Annotated in this window: 11 protein-coding genes; all 11 read left to right on the top strand. The window is 37.6% G+C overall.

Features of this window, described 5'->3' with window-relative positions; genetic code table 11:
* Positions 1-40: 40 nt before the first annotated feature.
* The 11 genes from DRF67_RS03085 (at position 41) to DRF67_RS03035 (ending at position 15,067) form a co-directional block, all read left to right on the top strand.
* Positions 41-1,072, top strand: a complete 1,032-nt coding sequence (locus DRF67_RS03085; RefSeq protein ID WP_115926558.1) for a sensor histidine kinase — start codon at positions 41-43, stop codon at positions 1,070-1,072.
* A 134-nt stretch (positions 1,073-1,206) separates the two neighbouring features.
* Entirely contained in the window at positions 1,207-1,794 is a 588-nt protein-coding gene (locus tag DRF67_RS03080; protein WP_115926556.1) for an IS1096 element passenger TnpR family protein, read from the top strand.
* A gap of 267 nt (positions 1,795-2,061) precedes the next feature.
* Entirely contained in the window at positions 2,062-3,411 is a 1,350-nt protein-coding gene (locus tag DRF67_RS03075; protein ID WP_115926554.1) for an alpha-amylase family glycosyl hydrolase, read from the top strand.
* Positions 3,412-3,544: 133 nt separating this feature from the next.
* A complete protein-coding gene (locus DRF67_RS03070; RefSeq protein WP_115926552.1) occupies positions 3,545-3,985 on the top strand; it encodes a hypothetical protein in 441 nt (146 codons plus the stop codon).
* 18 nt (positions 3,986-4,003) lie between these two features.
* Positions 4,004-4,654 carry a hypothetical protein gene (locus DRF67_RS03065; protein WP_115926550.1) on the top strand — a complete coding sequence of 217 codons (651 nt, stop codon included), beginning with the start codon at positions 4,004-4,006 and terminating at the stop codon, positions 4,652-4,654.
* Between the two features lie 143 nt (positions 4,655-4,797).
* Complete coding sequence (locus DRF67_RS03060; RefSeq protein ID WP_115927050.1) at positions 4,798-5,592, top strand: thymidylate synthase; 795 nt, start codon at positions 4,798-4,800, stop codon at positions 5,590-5,592.
* Between the two features lie 400 nt (positions 5,593-5,992).
* Entirely contained in the window at positions 5,993-6,211 is a 219-nt protein-coding gene (locus DRF67_RS03055) for a hypothetical protein (protein ID WP_115926548.1), read from the top strand.
* Between the two features lie 23 nt (positions 6,212-6,234).
* Complete coding sequence (locus DRF67_RS03050; RefSeq protein ID WP_115926546.1) at positions 6,235-8,745, top strand: M1 family metallopeptidase; 2,511 nt, start codon at positions 6,235-6,237, stop codon at positions 8,743-8,745.
* Positions 8,746-8,962: 217 nt separating this feature from the next.
* A complete protein-coding gene (locus DRF67_RS03045) occupies positions 8,963-10,291 on the top strand; it encodes a hydroxymethylglutaryl-CoA synthase family protein (RefSeq protein WP_115926544.1) in 1,329 nt (442 codons plus the stop codon).
* 545 nt (positions 10,292-10,836) lie between these two features.
* Positions 10,837-13,725: a SusC/RagA family TonB-linked outer membrane protein gene (locus DRF67_RS03040; RefSeq protein WP_115926542.1), complete on the top strand. Its 2,889-nt coding sequence runs from the start codon at positions 10,837-10,839 to the stop codon at positions 13,723-13,725.
* Positions 13,726-13,732: 7 nt separating this feature from the next.
* Positions 13,733-15,067, top strand: coding sequence for a RagB/SusD family nutrient uptake outer membrane protein (locus DRF67_RS03035; RefSeq protein WP_115926540.1), 1,335 nt, complete (start codon positions 13,733-13,735; stop codon positions 15,065-15,067).
* The last annotated feature ends 287 nt before the right edge of the window (positions 15,068-15,354 follow it).

The following is a 15,354-nucleotide window of genomic DNA, read 5'->3' as shown; positions in this document are numbered from 1 at the left end:
AAATATTAACTTTACGTTCAATCCTTAAAACTTTGTAAAATTGAAATTTTACAGACTCACCCTCCTTGCCTCGTGTCTGCTGACCCTGGTTATGCTATTTTTAGTAGTCATTTTTGATTCACTAAAAGATATTTATTATGAAACACCTTCCTTTAAAATAGGTTTTTTCATCTGTATTGTTCTTATTTTCATCATCAACTGTGTGGTACTGGAGCTGCTTTTCAACTATTACGGAAGAAAGCAGGTAAAAGGCCTTTCAGGAATTCTTCCTCAGGGAATCGTTCATGCGAATGATGAAAATATAACCATCAAGGAGCTGGGTGAAAGATTCTCAGACCTCAACCAGCAGAAAGTGACGGAAATCGATATGATGAAAGAAATGGAGAGTTACCGTAAAGAATACATCGGAAACGTTTCCCACGAGCTGAAGACTCCGCTATTTTCTATCCAGGGATATGTAGAAACGCTGAGAGACGGCGGAGTAGACAATCTTACCATCAGAGATAAATATCTGGAGCGTATTGATAAATCTGTAGAACGGCTTATTGCGATTGTGACCGACCTGGATATGATCAACCGACTGGAGGCCGGAGAAATCAACCTTACCGTTTCAAAATTTGATGTCAATCTTTTAATCAAAGAGATCTTTGATCTGCTCGATCTTGAAGCAGAGAAGCACAATACAACATTACAGATCCAGACCCTTCATCCTCAGATTTTTGTAGAGGCTGACAAACAGAAGATCTCCCAGGTTTTTATCAATCTGATCTCTAATGCGATCCATTATGCAAACAGACAGGAAGCAAAAGTGAGTGTAAAGACCAGTGTCTTAAAAAATAAAGTCCTGATAGAAGTGATAGATAATGGTATGGGCATCAAATCTGAAATTCTTCCGAGAATCTTTGAACGTTTTTATCGGGTGGAGACCAGCAGAAGCAGAAGAGAAGGCGGCTCAGGATTGGGGCTTGCTATCGTGAAACATATCCTTGAGGCACATAATGAAAACATTACAGTGGAAAGTGTTTATCTTGAAGGAACGAAGTTTAGTTTTATGCTCGAAAAAAGTAAATAATTCCGGCAAAATGTAAGAAAAAAAAATATTTTAAAAAATCCTGAAATATTTTTTTGTCACATGTCATTTATTATATATTTGCACCAGAGATTTATCATAATTATAAAGGCAAAAAAGTAATTTAAGAAACTGATATGGTTTACAAAATCCGCGTAATATTAGATGCGAAAGAGGATATTTTCCGTGATATTGAAGTTAAGGGAAAACAAACGTTATGGAACTTACATTTAGGAATTAAAAGTGCATTCAGTCTTCAGGGAGATGAGCTGTCTACTTTTAATCTGTTAGAAGATGACGGAACGATCATAAAAAGTGTCCCATTGGAAGATATGAGTGATGATGGTGATGGCGAGATTATGTCAGATGTCTACATTGATGAAGCTTTTGCCAATGTAGGCGACAAAGCTCAGTTTCAGTACGGGCTTCTTGATCTTTGGGAATTCTTTTGTGAGCTTGTAGAAGTTATTGAAGAGACCAAAGGAGTGAACTACCCGATTACGGTGTACCGCTTTGGGAATGTTCCATTGAAAGCACCAAGTAAAAACGGAGGATCTAAAAAGAAATCAGCAATGCCATTGGTAGATGATGAGTTCGGTTTTGAAGATGATTTCGGTGCAGGAGGAAACTTTTCAGATGAAGATGACAGTTTCGACGATGAGGAAGAAGAAGATTACAATGACGATGTCTTTGACGATGAGGACGATAATGATGACGAAAGATAGTCAGCAGAAATAAAACAGAGAGCCCCAGATTTTTAATCCGGGGCTTTTTGTTCAAGGAGAAAAATAGACAAAAACGGAGAATGATTAATACTTCAGAAATGGATAGTCATTGAGCAGATGACTCCAGTCGTGAATTTTTGCTTCAGGGTAAGTCTCCATACAAAAAACAACAATAAAACTTCCTTACTTTCCCGGTTTATATCCCTTTTTCACTCCATTATCCTTTCTGCCCCAAAAACAATCCTTATTTTTGTTAAAAATAGATTAATGAGAAAATTAATTTTATTAGCTGTAATTGGTCTGGGAATTGTTTCCTGTACCACTCAAAAAAAAACAGGGAAGATGACAGAACTGCCAAAAGAATGGAAACATACGACTAATATTTACGAAGTCAATATCAGACAATATACTCAGGAAGGAACTTTCAAAGCATTCGCTAAAGAAATGCCCCGCCTGAAATCTATGGGAGTCAGAACCCTTTGGTTTATGCCCATCACTCCGATAGCCCAGCAGAATAAAAAAGGAAGTCTGGGAAGCCCTTACGCGGCAGCAGATTATACCTCCATCAACCCGGAATTCGGAACTTTACAGGATTTCAAAGATATGGTGAATGAGGCACACAGACTGGGCTTCCATGTCATTATCGATTGGGTGGCCAATCACACCGGCTGGGATCATGTGTGGACAAAAACCCATCCTGAATTTTACCTGAAAGATGCAGATGGTAAATTCCATATCGCATCGGGAATGGATGATATCATCGAACTGGACTATAAAAACCAGGAGATGCGACAGGCGATGATTGAAGCCATGAAATTCTGGGTGCAGGAAACCAATATTGATGGATTCAGATGTGATCTTGCCTCATGGGTAGAAGTTGATTTCTGGGAACAGGCTCGTCCCGAGGTAGAGAAAGTAAAGCCTCTTTTCTGGCTGGGTGAGTTTGATGAGCTGGAAAGCCCAGAATATGGAAAAGTATTTGATGCGAGCTACTCATGGAAGTGGATGCACAAATCAGCCGATTATTATAAGAAAAACGAACCCCTACAGGAGCTCAGGGACCTGCTGCTAAAGTATTCTAATATAGGTGACGGTTCTATGAGAGCATGGTTCACCTCCAATCATGATGAAAACTCCTGGAATGGCACAGAATATGAAAAATATGCGGTGATTGCAAAGCCAATGGCCGTATTTTCAGCGACATGGAATGGAGTTCCCCTGTTGTATTCAGGTCAGGAGCTTCCCAATATGAAAAGACTTGAATTTTTCGAGAAAGATGCGATTAAATGGACCCGTACTTATCAGGTTGCAGATTTTTATAAAACATTATTGAATCTGAAAGCCTCAAACCCTGCTTTAAGAGGGGGAGATTCTAATGTCACAACGTATCTGCTGAATACCACTGCTAATGATAAAATTCTTTCTTATGTAAGAAAAAACGGAGCAAACGAAGTGCTTGTTGTCCTGAATATGTCAAAAGAACCTATTAACTTTAGCATTGAAGATGAACACTTGTCAGGAACCTTCAGAAATGTTTTTGATAAAACGAAAAGAGATTTCAATACAGGAAAAGACTTCAATTTCAAAGTTTCAGATTACGCGGTATTTGAAAAGTGATACCGGCTACAGTCAGGCTCGAACAGGAGCGTAAACACTCACTTTAAATGATATCTTATTGCCCTCTGATATGGGGGCAAAATTATAGATTCGGCGGGTGACGTTTCCAGTCTCAATAAAATTCAACATTACAATGGACAAACAGGAAATATTAAATCATATTAAAACAAAGATCGCGGATAAAATTCAGCATTTTGAAAACCTTATTGAAGAAACCCGGGCTTCCAATAATGATACAAAAAGCTCGATGGGAGACAAATATGAAACCGGCCGCGAAATGCTTCAGCAGGAGATCAATAATCTACAGAGACAATTGAACGAAACCTTAAATCAGCAGACTGTTTTGCAAAAAATTACTGCTGACCCATCTGAAAAGGTGCAGAACGGAGCGTTGGTGAAGACCAGTAAAGGCTTGTTCTATGTTTCTGCTTCCATCGGGGAAATTATTCTTGACCAGCAGAAGATAATGACTGTGTCCGCAGAATCGCCATTGGTAAAAGCCATGTTTGGCAAGAAAGTAGCAGAGACATTTACCATCAACAATATGACCCAGAATATTGAAAATATATGGTAAATCAACAATAACGTAACGATGAAAATAAAAAAATTACTTCTTTCTGCTTTTTTATTGGGCAGTGTACTTATTCAGGCGCAGACGCGTGCCAATGTTTCCGGAAGAACTTATGATCTGAAATCTGTCAATCTTAGTATGGATGGCTTTGTCATTACTTTAGATGCTGAGGGATTGATTACCGATTTTCATTCTCCGGATCTCAATGGTCAGGTAGAATATTATGATGATAAGTATTTTGATCAATACAGATATGGAAAGCTTAAAAGCATTGGCGGGGTCAAAGTAGATTACTGGGATGACCTGAACAAAGACAGTGCAAAATACGGGAAACTGAAAAGTATTGGAGATATTGCTGTTGATTATTGGGATGATTCCATCTTTAATAAAGAGAAATTCGGCAAAGTAAAAAAAATAGGAAATCAGTCTGTTGATTACTTTCCCAATGATATTATCGATAACAGCAGAATGGGAAAGCTTAAATCGATTGGCGATATTTCTATAGACTATGGTACCAAAGACATCATCGATGACAGCCATTACAAAAAGCTGATTAAATTTGGTCCGGTGAGCCTGGATTACTGGGATGATAAGTTTATTGAGAAAAATAAATTTGGCCAGCTAAAATCGATCAACGGAAACAGTAAAAACATTAGTGTTATTGTCTTGTAGCAATCCGATGTAAATTTGCAATATCATATTCTGTAGATGTCAGATTTACAAATATTTAACAAAAAACAATGAAAAGCATTCATAAAAATGAGTGTTTTTTTTACTGGTTTTTAGTAAATTTGAACCACAAAACTCCCTTCAAAATGCAAAATTACCTGGAACTTTTACAGCATATTTTAGACAACGGAACAGATAAAACCGATAGAACAGGCACCGGAACAAGGAGTGTGTTCGGTTATCAGCTGAGATATGATTTGTCAAAAGGTTTTCCTCTGGTGACTACAAAGAAGGTGCATCTCAAATCCATCATTTACGAATTGCTTTGGTTTTTGAAAGGAGATACCAACATCAGTTACCTCAATGATAACGGAGTAAGCATCTGGGATGAATGGGCTGATGAAAATGGCGATCTGGGACCTGTATATGGAGCTCAGTGGAGAAGCTGGCATGGAGCAGACGGAAAAGTGGTAGACCAGATTACAGAGGTTATAGACCAGATTAAAAAAAATCCCGATTCCAGAAGGCTGATCGTCTCTGCCTGGAATGTTGCTGAAATTCCCAATATGGCATTGGCACCATGTCATGCGTTATTCCAGTTTTATGTTGCGGATGGAAAATTATCGCTGCAACTCTATCAGAGAAGTGCAGATGTGTTCCTTGGTGTTCCGTTCAATATTGCAAGTTATGCGTTGTTGCTGATGATGGTCGCGCAGGTGTGTGATCTTGAAGTAGGAGATTATGTGCACAGTTTTGGAGATGTACATATCTACAATAATCATTTTGAGCAGGTCAACAGACAGCTTTCAAGAGATACAAGACCGCTTCCAACGATGAAGCTCAATCCGGATGTAAAAGATATTTTTGATTTCAATTTTGAAGATTTTACATTGGAAAACTATGATCCGCATCCGGGCATAAAGGCTCCCGTAGCGATCTGATATCAGAAAAGCTTTTCTCATATCTTTTGTAATTACTGTTTTCTATCCTGATGATCCAGACTGAGTGTTTTTCTTCTCAGTCTCTACTTATGGTATTTTGATTCCATAAGCTGTGGAAATATAACATCGTTCCAGGATCTGCTTCACCAGCACTGGTCTTTGCAAAAACTTTTGATACTTATTATTTCCCTTCTAGTTCTCAATACTTCATAGGCGATACCATCTTGCACCCACTGTGAATCTTTATATTGTTTTTTCAGTTTTTTTAATTAAAAATCTTGTTTTTACCCGGATTCAACGAAGATTGTTTCTAAAATAAGTTTTAAATTTGGAAGAATAACATTTTCGAATTCACATCGGTATCAAAACCGGTGATGAACAGTAGGTATAAAAGTAAATCATGAAGTATCTAAAAATAAATATTGAAGAAAAGACAGACCTGGAAGTTCTTAAAAATACAGTGCTTCAGCTAAAAGGGGTTGCTTCCGCAGAGATCATCGATGATGAAAACCCGGAAAGTGAGCTTAAAAAAGCTTTTGCGAAAACAAAAGAGCAGCTGAAAACAGGCGACTACGAAACCTTAGTGAATGATATTTTTGAAATCATCATAAAAAAATAATTCTAAAAAAATAAAGAAGACCGATGAGAAAGGCCATTTTATCCATTGCAATACTGGGAGTATTATTTTCTGCCCAGCTATCAGCACAGACCGACACTTCAGGGAGAGAGAAAGTATACAGAGCAACTCATACCAAAGTAACGGAGCTGAAACACACCAAGCTGAAAGTAAATTTTGATTACCAGAAGGAGCAGATGAATGGGGAAGAATGGCTAACGGCCTCACCTTATTTTTATCCTGCCAATGAATTGATACTGGATGCAAAAGCAATGCTGATTCATGAGGTAGCGCTTGATAACAATGGCAAAAAATCTCCTCTGAAATATGAATATAATAATGATATCCTGAAAATTGCACTGGATAAAACCTATCAGAAAAACCAGGATTATACTGTTTATATCAAGTACACCTCGCGCCCGAATGAGGTGAAACAACAGGGAAGCATGGCTATAAATGATGCTAAAGGACTCTATTTCATCAATGCACAGGGAACAGAACCTGATATGCCAACCCAGATCTGGACGCAAGGGGAAACAGAATCATCATCTGCATGGTTTCCTACCATTGATAAACCCAACCAGAAAACAACTCAGGAAATCTACATGACCGTTCCTGACAGATATGTAACGCTTTCGAACGGAGTGTTGAAAAATTCTCAGAAAGAATCCAACGGGCTTAGAACGGATCATTGGGTAATGGACAAAAGACATTCCACTTACCTTTTCTTTATGGGAGTGGGAGAGTATGCTATCGTAAAGGATAAATGGAAGAATATTCCGGTAGACTATTATATTGAAAAGGAATTTGAGCCGTATGCCAAACAGATCTATGGAAATACTCCGGAAATGATTGATTTTTTCTCAAAAAAAATGAATTACGACTATCCATGGGCAAAATATGCACAGATTTCCGGCAGAAATTATGTAAGCGGTGCCATGGAAAATACAACAGCTACTCTTCACGGCAGCGACATTCTTCAGAAACCAGGACAGCTTATTGATGAAAATAAATGGGAAGACACCATCGCTCATGAATTATTCCATCACTGGTTTGGAGATTTGGTTACGGCAGAAAGCTGGAGTAATCTTACCGTTAATGAATCCTTCGCCAACTATTCCGAATACCTTTGGAATGAACATAAATACGGAAAAGATCAGGCAGACTATCATCTGATGACAGATGTGAATATGTATATCCACAATCCTTCAGACTTCAAGAAAAACCTGGTACGTTTTAATTATGAATCCCGTGAAGATGTTTTTGACCTGGTGACCTATCAGAAAGGAGGCGGCATTTTGAATATGCTCAGAAATTATCTTGGAGATGATGCCTTCTTTGCCGGAATGAATGATTATCTCAAAACGAATGAATACCAGAATGCCGAAGCCCACCAGCTGAGACTTTCCTTTGAAAAAGTATCTGGAAAAGACCTGAACTGGTTCTTCAATCAATGGTACTTTGGAAATGGAAATCCGAAAATCAATTCTTCCTTTACCTTTGAGCCTGTAAAAAAGCAGGTTTCAGTCACGATCAGCCAGACTCAGGATCAGCCGTTTGAGTTCCCATTGGCCATTGATGTATATGATAATGGAAAGCCTAAAAGATATAACGTGTGGGTAAATGCCCAGGCCAAAAATACATTCAGTTTTGATGTTTCCAAAACACCTGACTTGGTAAATATCAATGCAGATGGAGTCTTGCTTGCTGAAATCGCTGATACAAAAACTCCGGAACAGAACCTAATGCAGTTTACCGGTTCTAAAGAATTCAAAAGCAGATACCGTGCCCTGGAAGGAATAAAAGATCAGACCGGAAAAAGCCCTGCAGTGGTAAAATTACTGGCTGCGGCCCTGAAAGATCCTTTCTTTAGAGTAAGAATAAAAGCACTGGAGCTGATTGATCTGACTCATGCAGAGCAGATGAAAGCCTTAAGCTCTGAAGTTGAAAAGATTGCTGCCAATGATCCCAAAACCTTAACTCAGGCTGCTGCCATTGCTGCTTTAGCAAAAACAAAGGATAAAAAATATCTTCCACTTTTTGAAAAAGGAGTGAACGCTGTATCCAATGCTGTTAAAGGAAATTCCTTAAGTGCTGTTTTGGCCATCGATCCTTCAAAAGCAAATTCTCTCGCAGATAAGATTGACCTGGAAGGCGCTTCTGATGAGCTTCAAGCACAGCTCCTTCCGGTAATTGTAAAGAATAAGGTGACTTCCCAGATGTCAAATATTGCGCCCTTGGCTGCATTTTACCCATTCATTAAATTCCAAAATCCGGAATTGGGGAAATCTGCTGAAGAAGGCTTCAATTGGATTATGTCTTCCGATAACCTGAAAGCGACAGAAAGTATAACCAAAATCGTAGGATATGCAAAAAATCAGATGGGGGATAATCCTCAGGCAAAAATGATGGTGGTTCAGATGCTGAAAGATGGCTTAAGCAAAAAAATGGAACTTCTCAAACAGAACCCTCAAAAAGCAGCAAGCATCAATAAACAGATTGATGTATTAAATAAAGCTATTGAAAATTTCAAATAGAAATAAACAGAGGCCGGCAATTTTTTTGCCGGCCTAATTATATGGCTGCATCTCTTAAATTGCCTGTTACATAATTAATTTCAAATGCCCTGCTTTTCATTCTTGTGATTTGATACGTTGTACTTGTGATAGATTTTAGTAATGTAACAAAAATCAATAGTTTTTACTGTTGTTTTTTACATTATCTTTCATAAATTCGTTTAAAATTTAAGAAATTATGAGTTTTGGAATTGAAGCGGCAAGCTATTATGTGCCTTCTTTATATTTGGAAATTAAGGATTTAGCGGAAAAAAGAGGCATAGAACCTGCAAAATTGGAGAAAGGATTAGGACTTCATAAGATGGGGCTTGCGGATGTCCATGAAGATGCAGCAACATTTGCAGCGGAAGCATTGCTCAAACTGATAACAGATTATACTGTAAACCCAAAAGAAATAGCAAGGATCTACCTGGGAACGGAAAGTGCAGTAGATGCTGCCAAACCTACTGCTTCCTACGCGATACAGATGGTAGAAGGGGTGCTGGAACAAGAATTCGGAAAAAGATGTTTCAGGAACTGTGATGTTCTCGATATGACTTTTGCCTGTGTTGGTGGAGTAGATGCTTTGCACAATGCCCTAGACTTTGTCAGGGTGAATCCTGATAAAAAAGCAGTGGTGATCGCCAGCGATTATGCAAAATACGAATTGGCTTCTTCAGGAGAATATACACAGGGAGGTGGAGCAGTCGCATTGCTGATTTCTTCAAAACCTGATCTGCTGGAAATAGAAAATCATTGGGGAGTTGCCACAGAAAGTGTTTTCGACTTTTTCAAACCAAGAAGATTATATAACAAAGAAGATCTGACAGGAGCACCGGATACCTATCCGGAAACAATTGAAGTCTTTAGCGATGAACCTGTTTTTGACGGCCAGTATTCCAACCAGTGCTATCAGGACAGAATAAGAGAAGCTTATCAGCATTATAAAGAAGGTACGGGTAAACATAAGCCTTACGAAAACTGGAAATATATTATTTTCCACCTTCCATATGCCTTCCACGGCAAGAGAGTATTTACAGAGATTTACAGCCTTGAAAACGGACTTTCCTATGAAACACCGGAAGAACAGAAAGCGGTGGCAAAATCTGAGAACTATCTGAAGCTGATCACTGATCAGATCGAAAAGACGCAGCGCGCTTCTTCAGAAATAGGGAATATGTATACAGCTTCCATTTTTATGGCATTTCTTTCCGGTTTGCAGACTTCGTTCAATGAAAACGAAGAATTGTCCGGAAATGAGATAGGATTCCTAGGTTACGGAAGCGGCTCCAAATCAAAAGTTTTTGCCGGGAAAGTTTCTGCGAACTGGAAAAACGTTGTGGATAAATGGAATGTATTTGAAAATCTTAACAACAGACTTCCTGTTAGTTTTGAAACCTACGAAAAGTTACATAGAAAACAGTTGAATCAATCAGTTAATCCTGATTATAAAGGGTTCGGCCTTGTTTCTGTAGAATCCAATAACCCGGTTTTGAACGGAGCCAGATACTACGGCTTTCAGAAATAACGACTTTTATAAGATTATGATAAAAAGCATTCCATACCAATGGGATGCTTTTTTTGATAATAAGTAAGGTGGCGCTCTGATTTTTAGGATCAGGTAAGATACATGGAATTTTGAATTGAATTACTATTTCTCTTAGTGTTGATTTTGTATAAAAATTAAAAATATGTTTTAATTAAAAGGTAATTTGTTGTTTTTCGGATTAATTATTGATTATTTTTCTGTTTTTGTGCTGGTTTTTTGTGTGATTTTAAAATTAATATACTGTTTTTTTTTATTAATAATCTCCTTTATTGTTGATTTTTTTTACTGATTTAATAAAATAAATTAAAATTGGGAAAATTTTTAATACTTGTTAAAATTCTGTTAAAGATATAATATGTTAAATTTTTTTTAGTCTTTTTTAAAAATAGCTCTTATATATTTTACCTTATCCTATTTTTCATGAAATAATTTAATATTAAACGCTTGTTTATCAGTGTTTTATAATTTGACGTTTTTGGTTTTTATTAACATATTTGCCTCTGGATATATTAAAAATTGTTAACATGAATGTGAAATTACGAGTATTAAGTGTCGGCGCACTGTTTTTTATGGGACAGGCTGTACTGGCACAAAAAGTGAAAAAAGACACGACGTCGGTACAGGACATAGATGAAATTGTGGTGGTAGGATATGGTACCAAGTCGGCCAAAAAAGTAACGACATCGATCTCCAAAGTAAAAGGAGACGATTTGACGAAAGTTTCAGCACCCAGTGCAGACGCACTACTGCAAGGTGCCACAACCGGACTGCAGGTTTCGCCTACATCAGGAGCACCAGGAGCTGGTTTTAATGTTAGATTAAGAGGGGTTTCCAGTATAACTTCCAGTAACGATCCTTTATATGTAGTGGATGGAATTCCTATATCATCCAATTCTCCAAGCGGGAATGTGGCGTACGGAGGACAAACCGGAAACCTACTGTCTCAATTGAATATGGCAGATGTAGAAAACATTGAAGTATTAAAAGATGCTGCTGCTGCTGCGATTTACGGATCCCGTGCTGCCAATGGAGTAGTTTTGATCACAACCAAAAAAGGGAAAAGAGGGAAAATAAATTTTAGTCTGAATTCAACGGTAGGTTTCCAGAATCCTATTAAAACATTTGAAAAAATGAAAGCTGGAGATTATTACAGAATGCTTGACCTGGCAGAATTTAATACGACTCCCAGCAGAGGAAGAAATTATTGGTCTACCACCAATGGTGTGTGGAGCCCTGGTTCCGGTCAGTCCATTGAAGATTTTTACCGATCAGATTTCGGAGATGATTATATCCGTCAGATTTACAGAAAAGATCAGCCGCTATACGAGTTAAGTGCCAGTGCATCGGGAGGTAATGATAGAACCACTTTTTACCTTGGTTTCTCCAATTTTGACCAGTCAGGCGTGATAAAAGGACAGGAGTACAACCGGCAGACTTTTACATTAAATCTGGATCAGAAACTTAATGATATTTTCAAAGTAGTAAGTTCTGTGAGACTTTCCAATGAAAACATCAATAGAATAAATGGTGATAATAATATTTACGCACCTTTGAGTGCTGCTGTTCTAGAACCACCAGGACAAAATATCTGGAATCCTGACGGCAGTTATAATACAGATACATGGACCTTTTCAAACCCGGTACAGAATGCTACAGATGTAAAAGGTTTGTCAAAAATTTTCGGAGTAAATACTTCACTAGGACTTGAGTCCAAATTTTCTTCCAAGCTCAATATGGTAACAAGATTCAATTTGGAAAGGATCAATTATGATGAATCACGTTTATTTCCAATAGATACTTATCAGGGAAGGGGAGCTAAAGGGCAGGCAGACTATAATGGACGATTGTATAATACTTTTACAGCGTTTAACACCATCACGTACAGTGAAAAAATAAGTGATAAATTCAGATTTACCTTAATGGGTGGATTGGAGTATTTTAACCGTCGGACATTCTTCACCGATATTCAAACGCAAAATATACCTTTAGGAGCTACTTCACCGGACGCTGGCTCGCAAAAAACTATAGCTTCTTACTATCCATCATTAGGGAACAGAACATTCTCTTACTTCTCAAGATTAAGTTTGGAGATCTTCAACAATCTATTTATTGATGCTACCTTCAGAGCAGATTCTTCTTCAAAACTGGCTTATGATAACAGAACTGAGTACTTCCCGTCAGTTTCAGCAGCGTATGTGATCTCTGATAATGAATGGTTTAAAAAAGATGTAGTGAGCTTGTTAAAAGTAAAGGCCGGATGGGGAGAGCTTGGAAATCAATCAGGTTTAGGGAATTTTGACGTATCACCTGCTGCCCAAATTTACACCTATGGTCTGTTACCTACCTATAACCCAAATCCTACTTATGGGGTAGGCGTTCTTGCTAATCCTAATTTAGTTTGGGAAAGAACCGGTCAAACCGATGCAGGACTGGAAATCGGATTATTTAAAAACAGGATCAATCTTACGTACGATTTTTATTATAAACAATCACGTAAGCTTTTGGTAAATGGTACATTGCCATTGGAAAACGGGGTTGAGACATATAGATCCAATGCTGCGGAAATGTACAACAGAGGTCATGAAATTGGAGTTAATGCTGCTATTCTGAAGTCAGAAAATTTAGGATGGAACTCGCAATTTAATATTACATTTAATAAGAATGAGGTCACCAAACTTTTAGGAGACCAGCCTGTTCCTATAGATTTTGGTTTTGCCACGAGAATTGATGTTGGGCAGCCGGTAGGGGCATTCTTCGGTTTTAATGCCATTGGTATTTACAGATCGAACGATGAAATTCCTAAAGCTATATTTGATCAGGGGATCAGAGCTGGTGATGTAAAGTATGAAGATGTTAATGGAGATGGGGTTATCGACTCAAATGACCGAGTTTTCTTAGGGAAATCACAACCGGATTTCTTTGGAAATTTCAGAAACACATTCAGGTATAAAAGCTTTGATCTTTCAGCAAATATCATATTTGTTTTTGGCCAGGATATGTATAACTCTTCCAAAACATTTGCAGGGATTTCAGGAAATCCTTTCTTTGGGAAATTAGCTGATCAGACAGATTACTGGACACCGGATAACCCTAATGCCAGTTTACCACGTCCTGTGAGAGGATTTAATCAGTCATGGAACAACAGACCATCATCTCGATTCGTTGAGGATGCTTCTTACATCAGATTAAGAGAAATTCAGCTTGGATATACCTTACCTAGAAGAACACTGGGGATCGGTGATATGACATTGAGATTTTTTATAGCTGCGGATAATCTTTGGACCTGGACAAATTACAGTGGACCAGAGCCTGAAGTAAACGCTTTCGGACAGGCAAATGTAGCCACTGGAACAGATTTCTTTACTCAGGGAATGAACAGAACAATTAAATTCGGTATTAACTTAAATTTCTAAACTAAAAATGAAAAAAAATATAATTAAATATCTGATCGTTTCTTCTTCTTTACTTGCCATAGTAGGATGTGGAAGAGATATGGTAGGAAGTGAAACTGTGGATACGGACAGGCAGGTAGGAGATGGGTTTATAAAAACTGATGCAATTGCCAGAACTGCAGCAAACGGAATCTATAATAATATGCAGAACCGATATGTATATGGAGGAGAATTGCATTTTTTTGAAGGACTTTTTGCCGATGATTTCACACATACCGGCACTTTTTCTGAATTCGCAGAAGCTGGTGCCAGTAACTTTTTAGATACCAATCTGTCTGTAAGACGTATTTTTGGGGCACATTACACCGTAATAAGAACCTGTAACGCGATCATTGACCAGGTAGAAACAAAGCCAATCCTGGGGAATACGATTACTGATCCTGTAAAAAATCAGGTATTGGGAGAAGCCTATGCTGGAAGAGCATTAATGTATTTAAATTTGGTACGCTTATTTGGAGGCGTGGCTTATGTTACTACTCCAATTTATATTGCAGATGAGGTTGTCCGTCCAAAAAGAGATTCAAAAGAGTTTGTATATGAATCTATCGTTAACGATTTGAAAAAATCGATTGAATTTTTTAAAAAGAACAACGAAAAGTCCGAAACTTTCCTAAGCCTGGATGCTGCTCAAGTGATATTAGCCAAAACCTATATGGAGACGGGCCAATATAATGATGCGAAAGCTATTCTGGAAAATATTAAAGGGTATTCACTTTCTGCAAGCTATACAGCACTATTTTCATCTTCTATATCAACAGAACATATCTTCAAAATTAACTTCACCGAGACAGATGGTGGAAACCAGGCTTTCTTTTTTTATCCTGCCCTCGTAGGTGGAAGAGGAGAAGTTTCTTTACGTACACAGTTTATGAGTATTTTCGATACGGACGATAAAAGAAAAATGTTTGCTCTTGCACAAGGAAGAAATTATTTTAGAAAATACAGCAACCCCGGTAGTGGTGCGGATAATATACCTATCATAAGATATGCTGATGTACTATTATCCCTTGCTGAATGTAGATTGAAAACATCTGGTGATGCGTTAACTCCTGTAAATCAAGTGAGAGAGAGAGCAGGAATTGCTCCATTAGCAGCAGTGACATTAGACGATGTGTTAATGGAACGTAGAAAAGAATTGTATGGAGAAGCTGACAGATGGTTTTCAGTGAAGCGATTTGGAAAAGCACAGGAGGTAATAGAAAGTAAGGGACGTCCTTATTTCTCTAAAAGACTGGACTTATGGCCGATACCTGCATGGCAATTAATTAATAATCCAAATACCAATCAAAATCCTGGCTACTAGAAAAAAATCAACACATGGAATAACCTATAAAGACTAACAAATTATAATTATTTTAAAATGAGACTGTTTCTTAAAGGACAGTCTCATTCTTTTTTACGATCTATTTTACGATAAATACCACTGAAATGGTGCTTAATTCCGTATATTCTAGCGCCAATTTAATCTTTTTTCTTGTAATTTTATTCTTTGTTTTATTCATATTAATGTATATTTTCCTATAATAAATTAAAATACATTTATTTTAATTTTAATTTCATTATTTGTTAAAATTCTCTTAATATTCAAAA

It is taken from the genome of Chryseobacterium pennipullorum (genome assembly GCF_003384725.1).
Classification (GTDB): domain Bacteria; phylum Bacteroidota; class Bacteroidia; order Flavobacteriales; family Weeksellaceae; genus Chryseobacterium; species Chryseobacterium pennipullorum.
Note: the sequence above shows the minus strand (reverse complement) of the source record. Positions and strands in the feature narration are given on the sequence as shown.

What these genes read in the sequence shown, in the direction of transcription:
- DRF67_RS03050 (WP_115926546.1), top strand. Translation starts at nt 6,235, where the DNA reads ATGAGAAAGGCCATTTTATCCATTGCAATACTGGGAGTATTATTTTCT.
- DRF67_RS03035 (WP_115926540.1), top strand. Translation starts at nt 13,733, where the DNA reads ATGAAAAAAAATATAATTAAATATCTGATCGTTTCTTCTTCTTTACTT.
- DRF67_RS03075 (WP_115926554.1), top strand. Translation starts at nt 2,062, where the DNA reads ATGAGAAAATTAATTTTATTAGCTGTAATTGGTCTGGGAATTGTTTCC.
- DRF67_RS03070 (WP_115926552.1), top strand. Translation starts at nt 3,545, where the DNA reads ATGGACAAACAGGAAATATTAAATCATATTAAAACAAAGATCGCGGAT.
- DRF67_RS03080 (WP_115926556.1), top strand. Translation starts at nt 1,207, where the DNA reads ATGGTTTACAAAATCCGCGTAATATTAGATGCGAAAGAGGATATTTTC.
- DRF67_RS03060 (WP_115927050.1), top strand. Translation starts at nt 4,798, where the DNA reads ATGCAAAATTACCTGGAACTTTTACAGCATATTTTAGACAACGGAACA.
- DRF67_RS03055 (WP_115926548.1), top strand. Translation starts at nt 5,993, where the DNA reads ATGAAGTATCTAAAAATAAATATTGAAGAAAAGACAGACCTGGAAGTT.
- DRF67_RS03065 (WP_115926550.1), top strand. Translation starts at nt 4,004, where the DNA reads ATGAAAATAAAAAAATTACTTCTTTCTGCTTTTTTATTGGGCAGTGTA.
- DRF67_RS03040 (WP_115926542.1), top strand. Translation starts at nt 10,837, where the DNA reads ATGAATGTGAAATTACGAGTATTAAGTGTCGGCGCACTGTTTTTTATG.
- DRF67_RS03045 (WP_115926544.1), top strand. Translation starts at nt 8,963, where the DNA reads ATGAGTTTTGGAATTGAAGCGGCAAGCTATTATGTGCCTTCTTTATAT.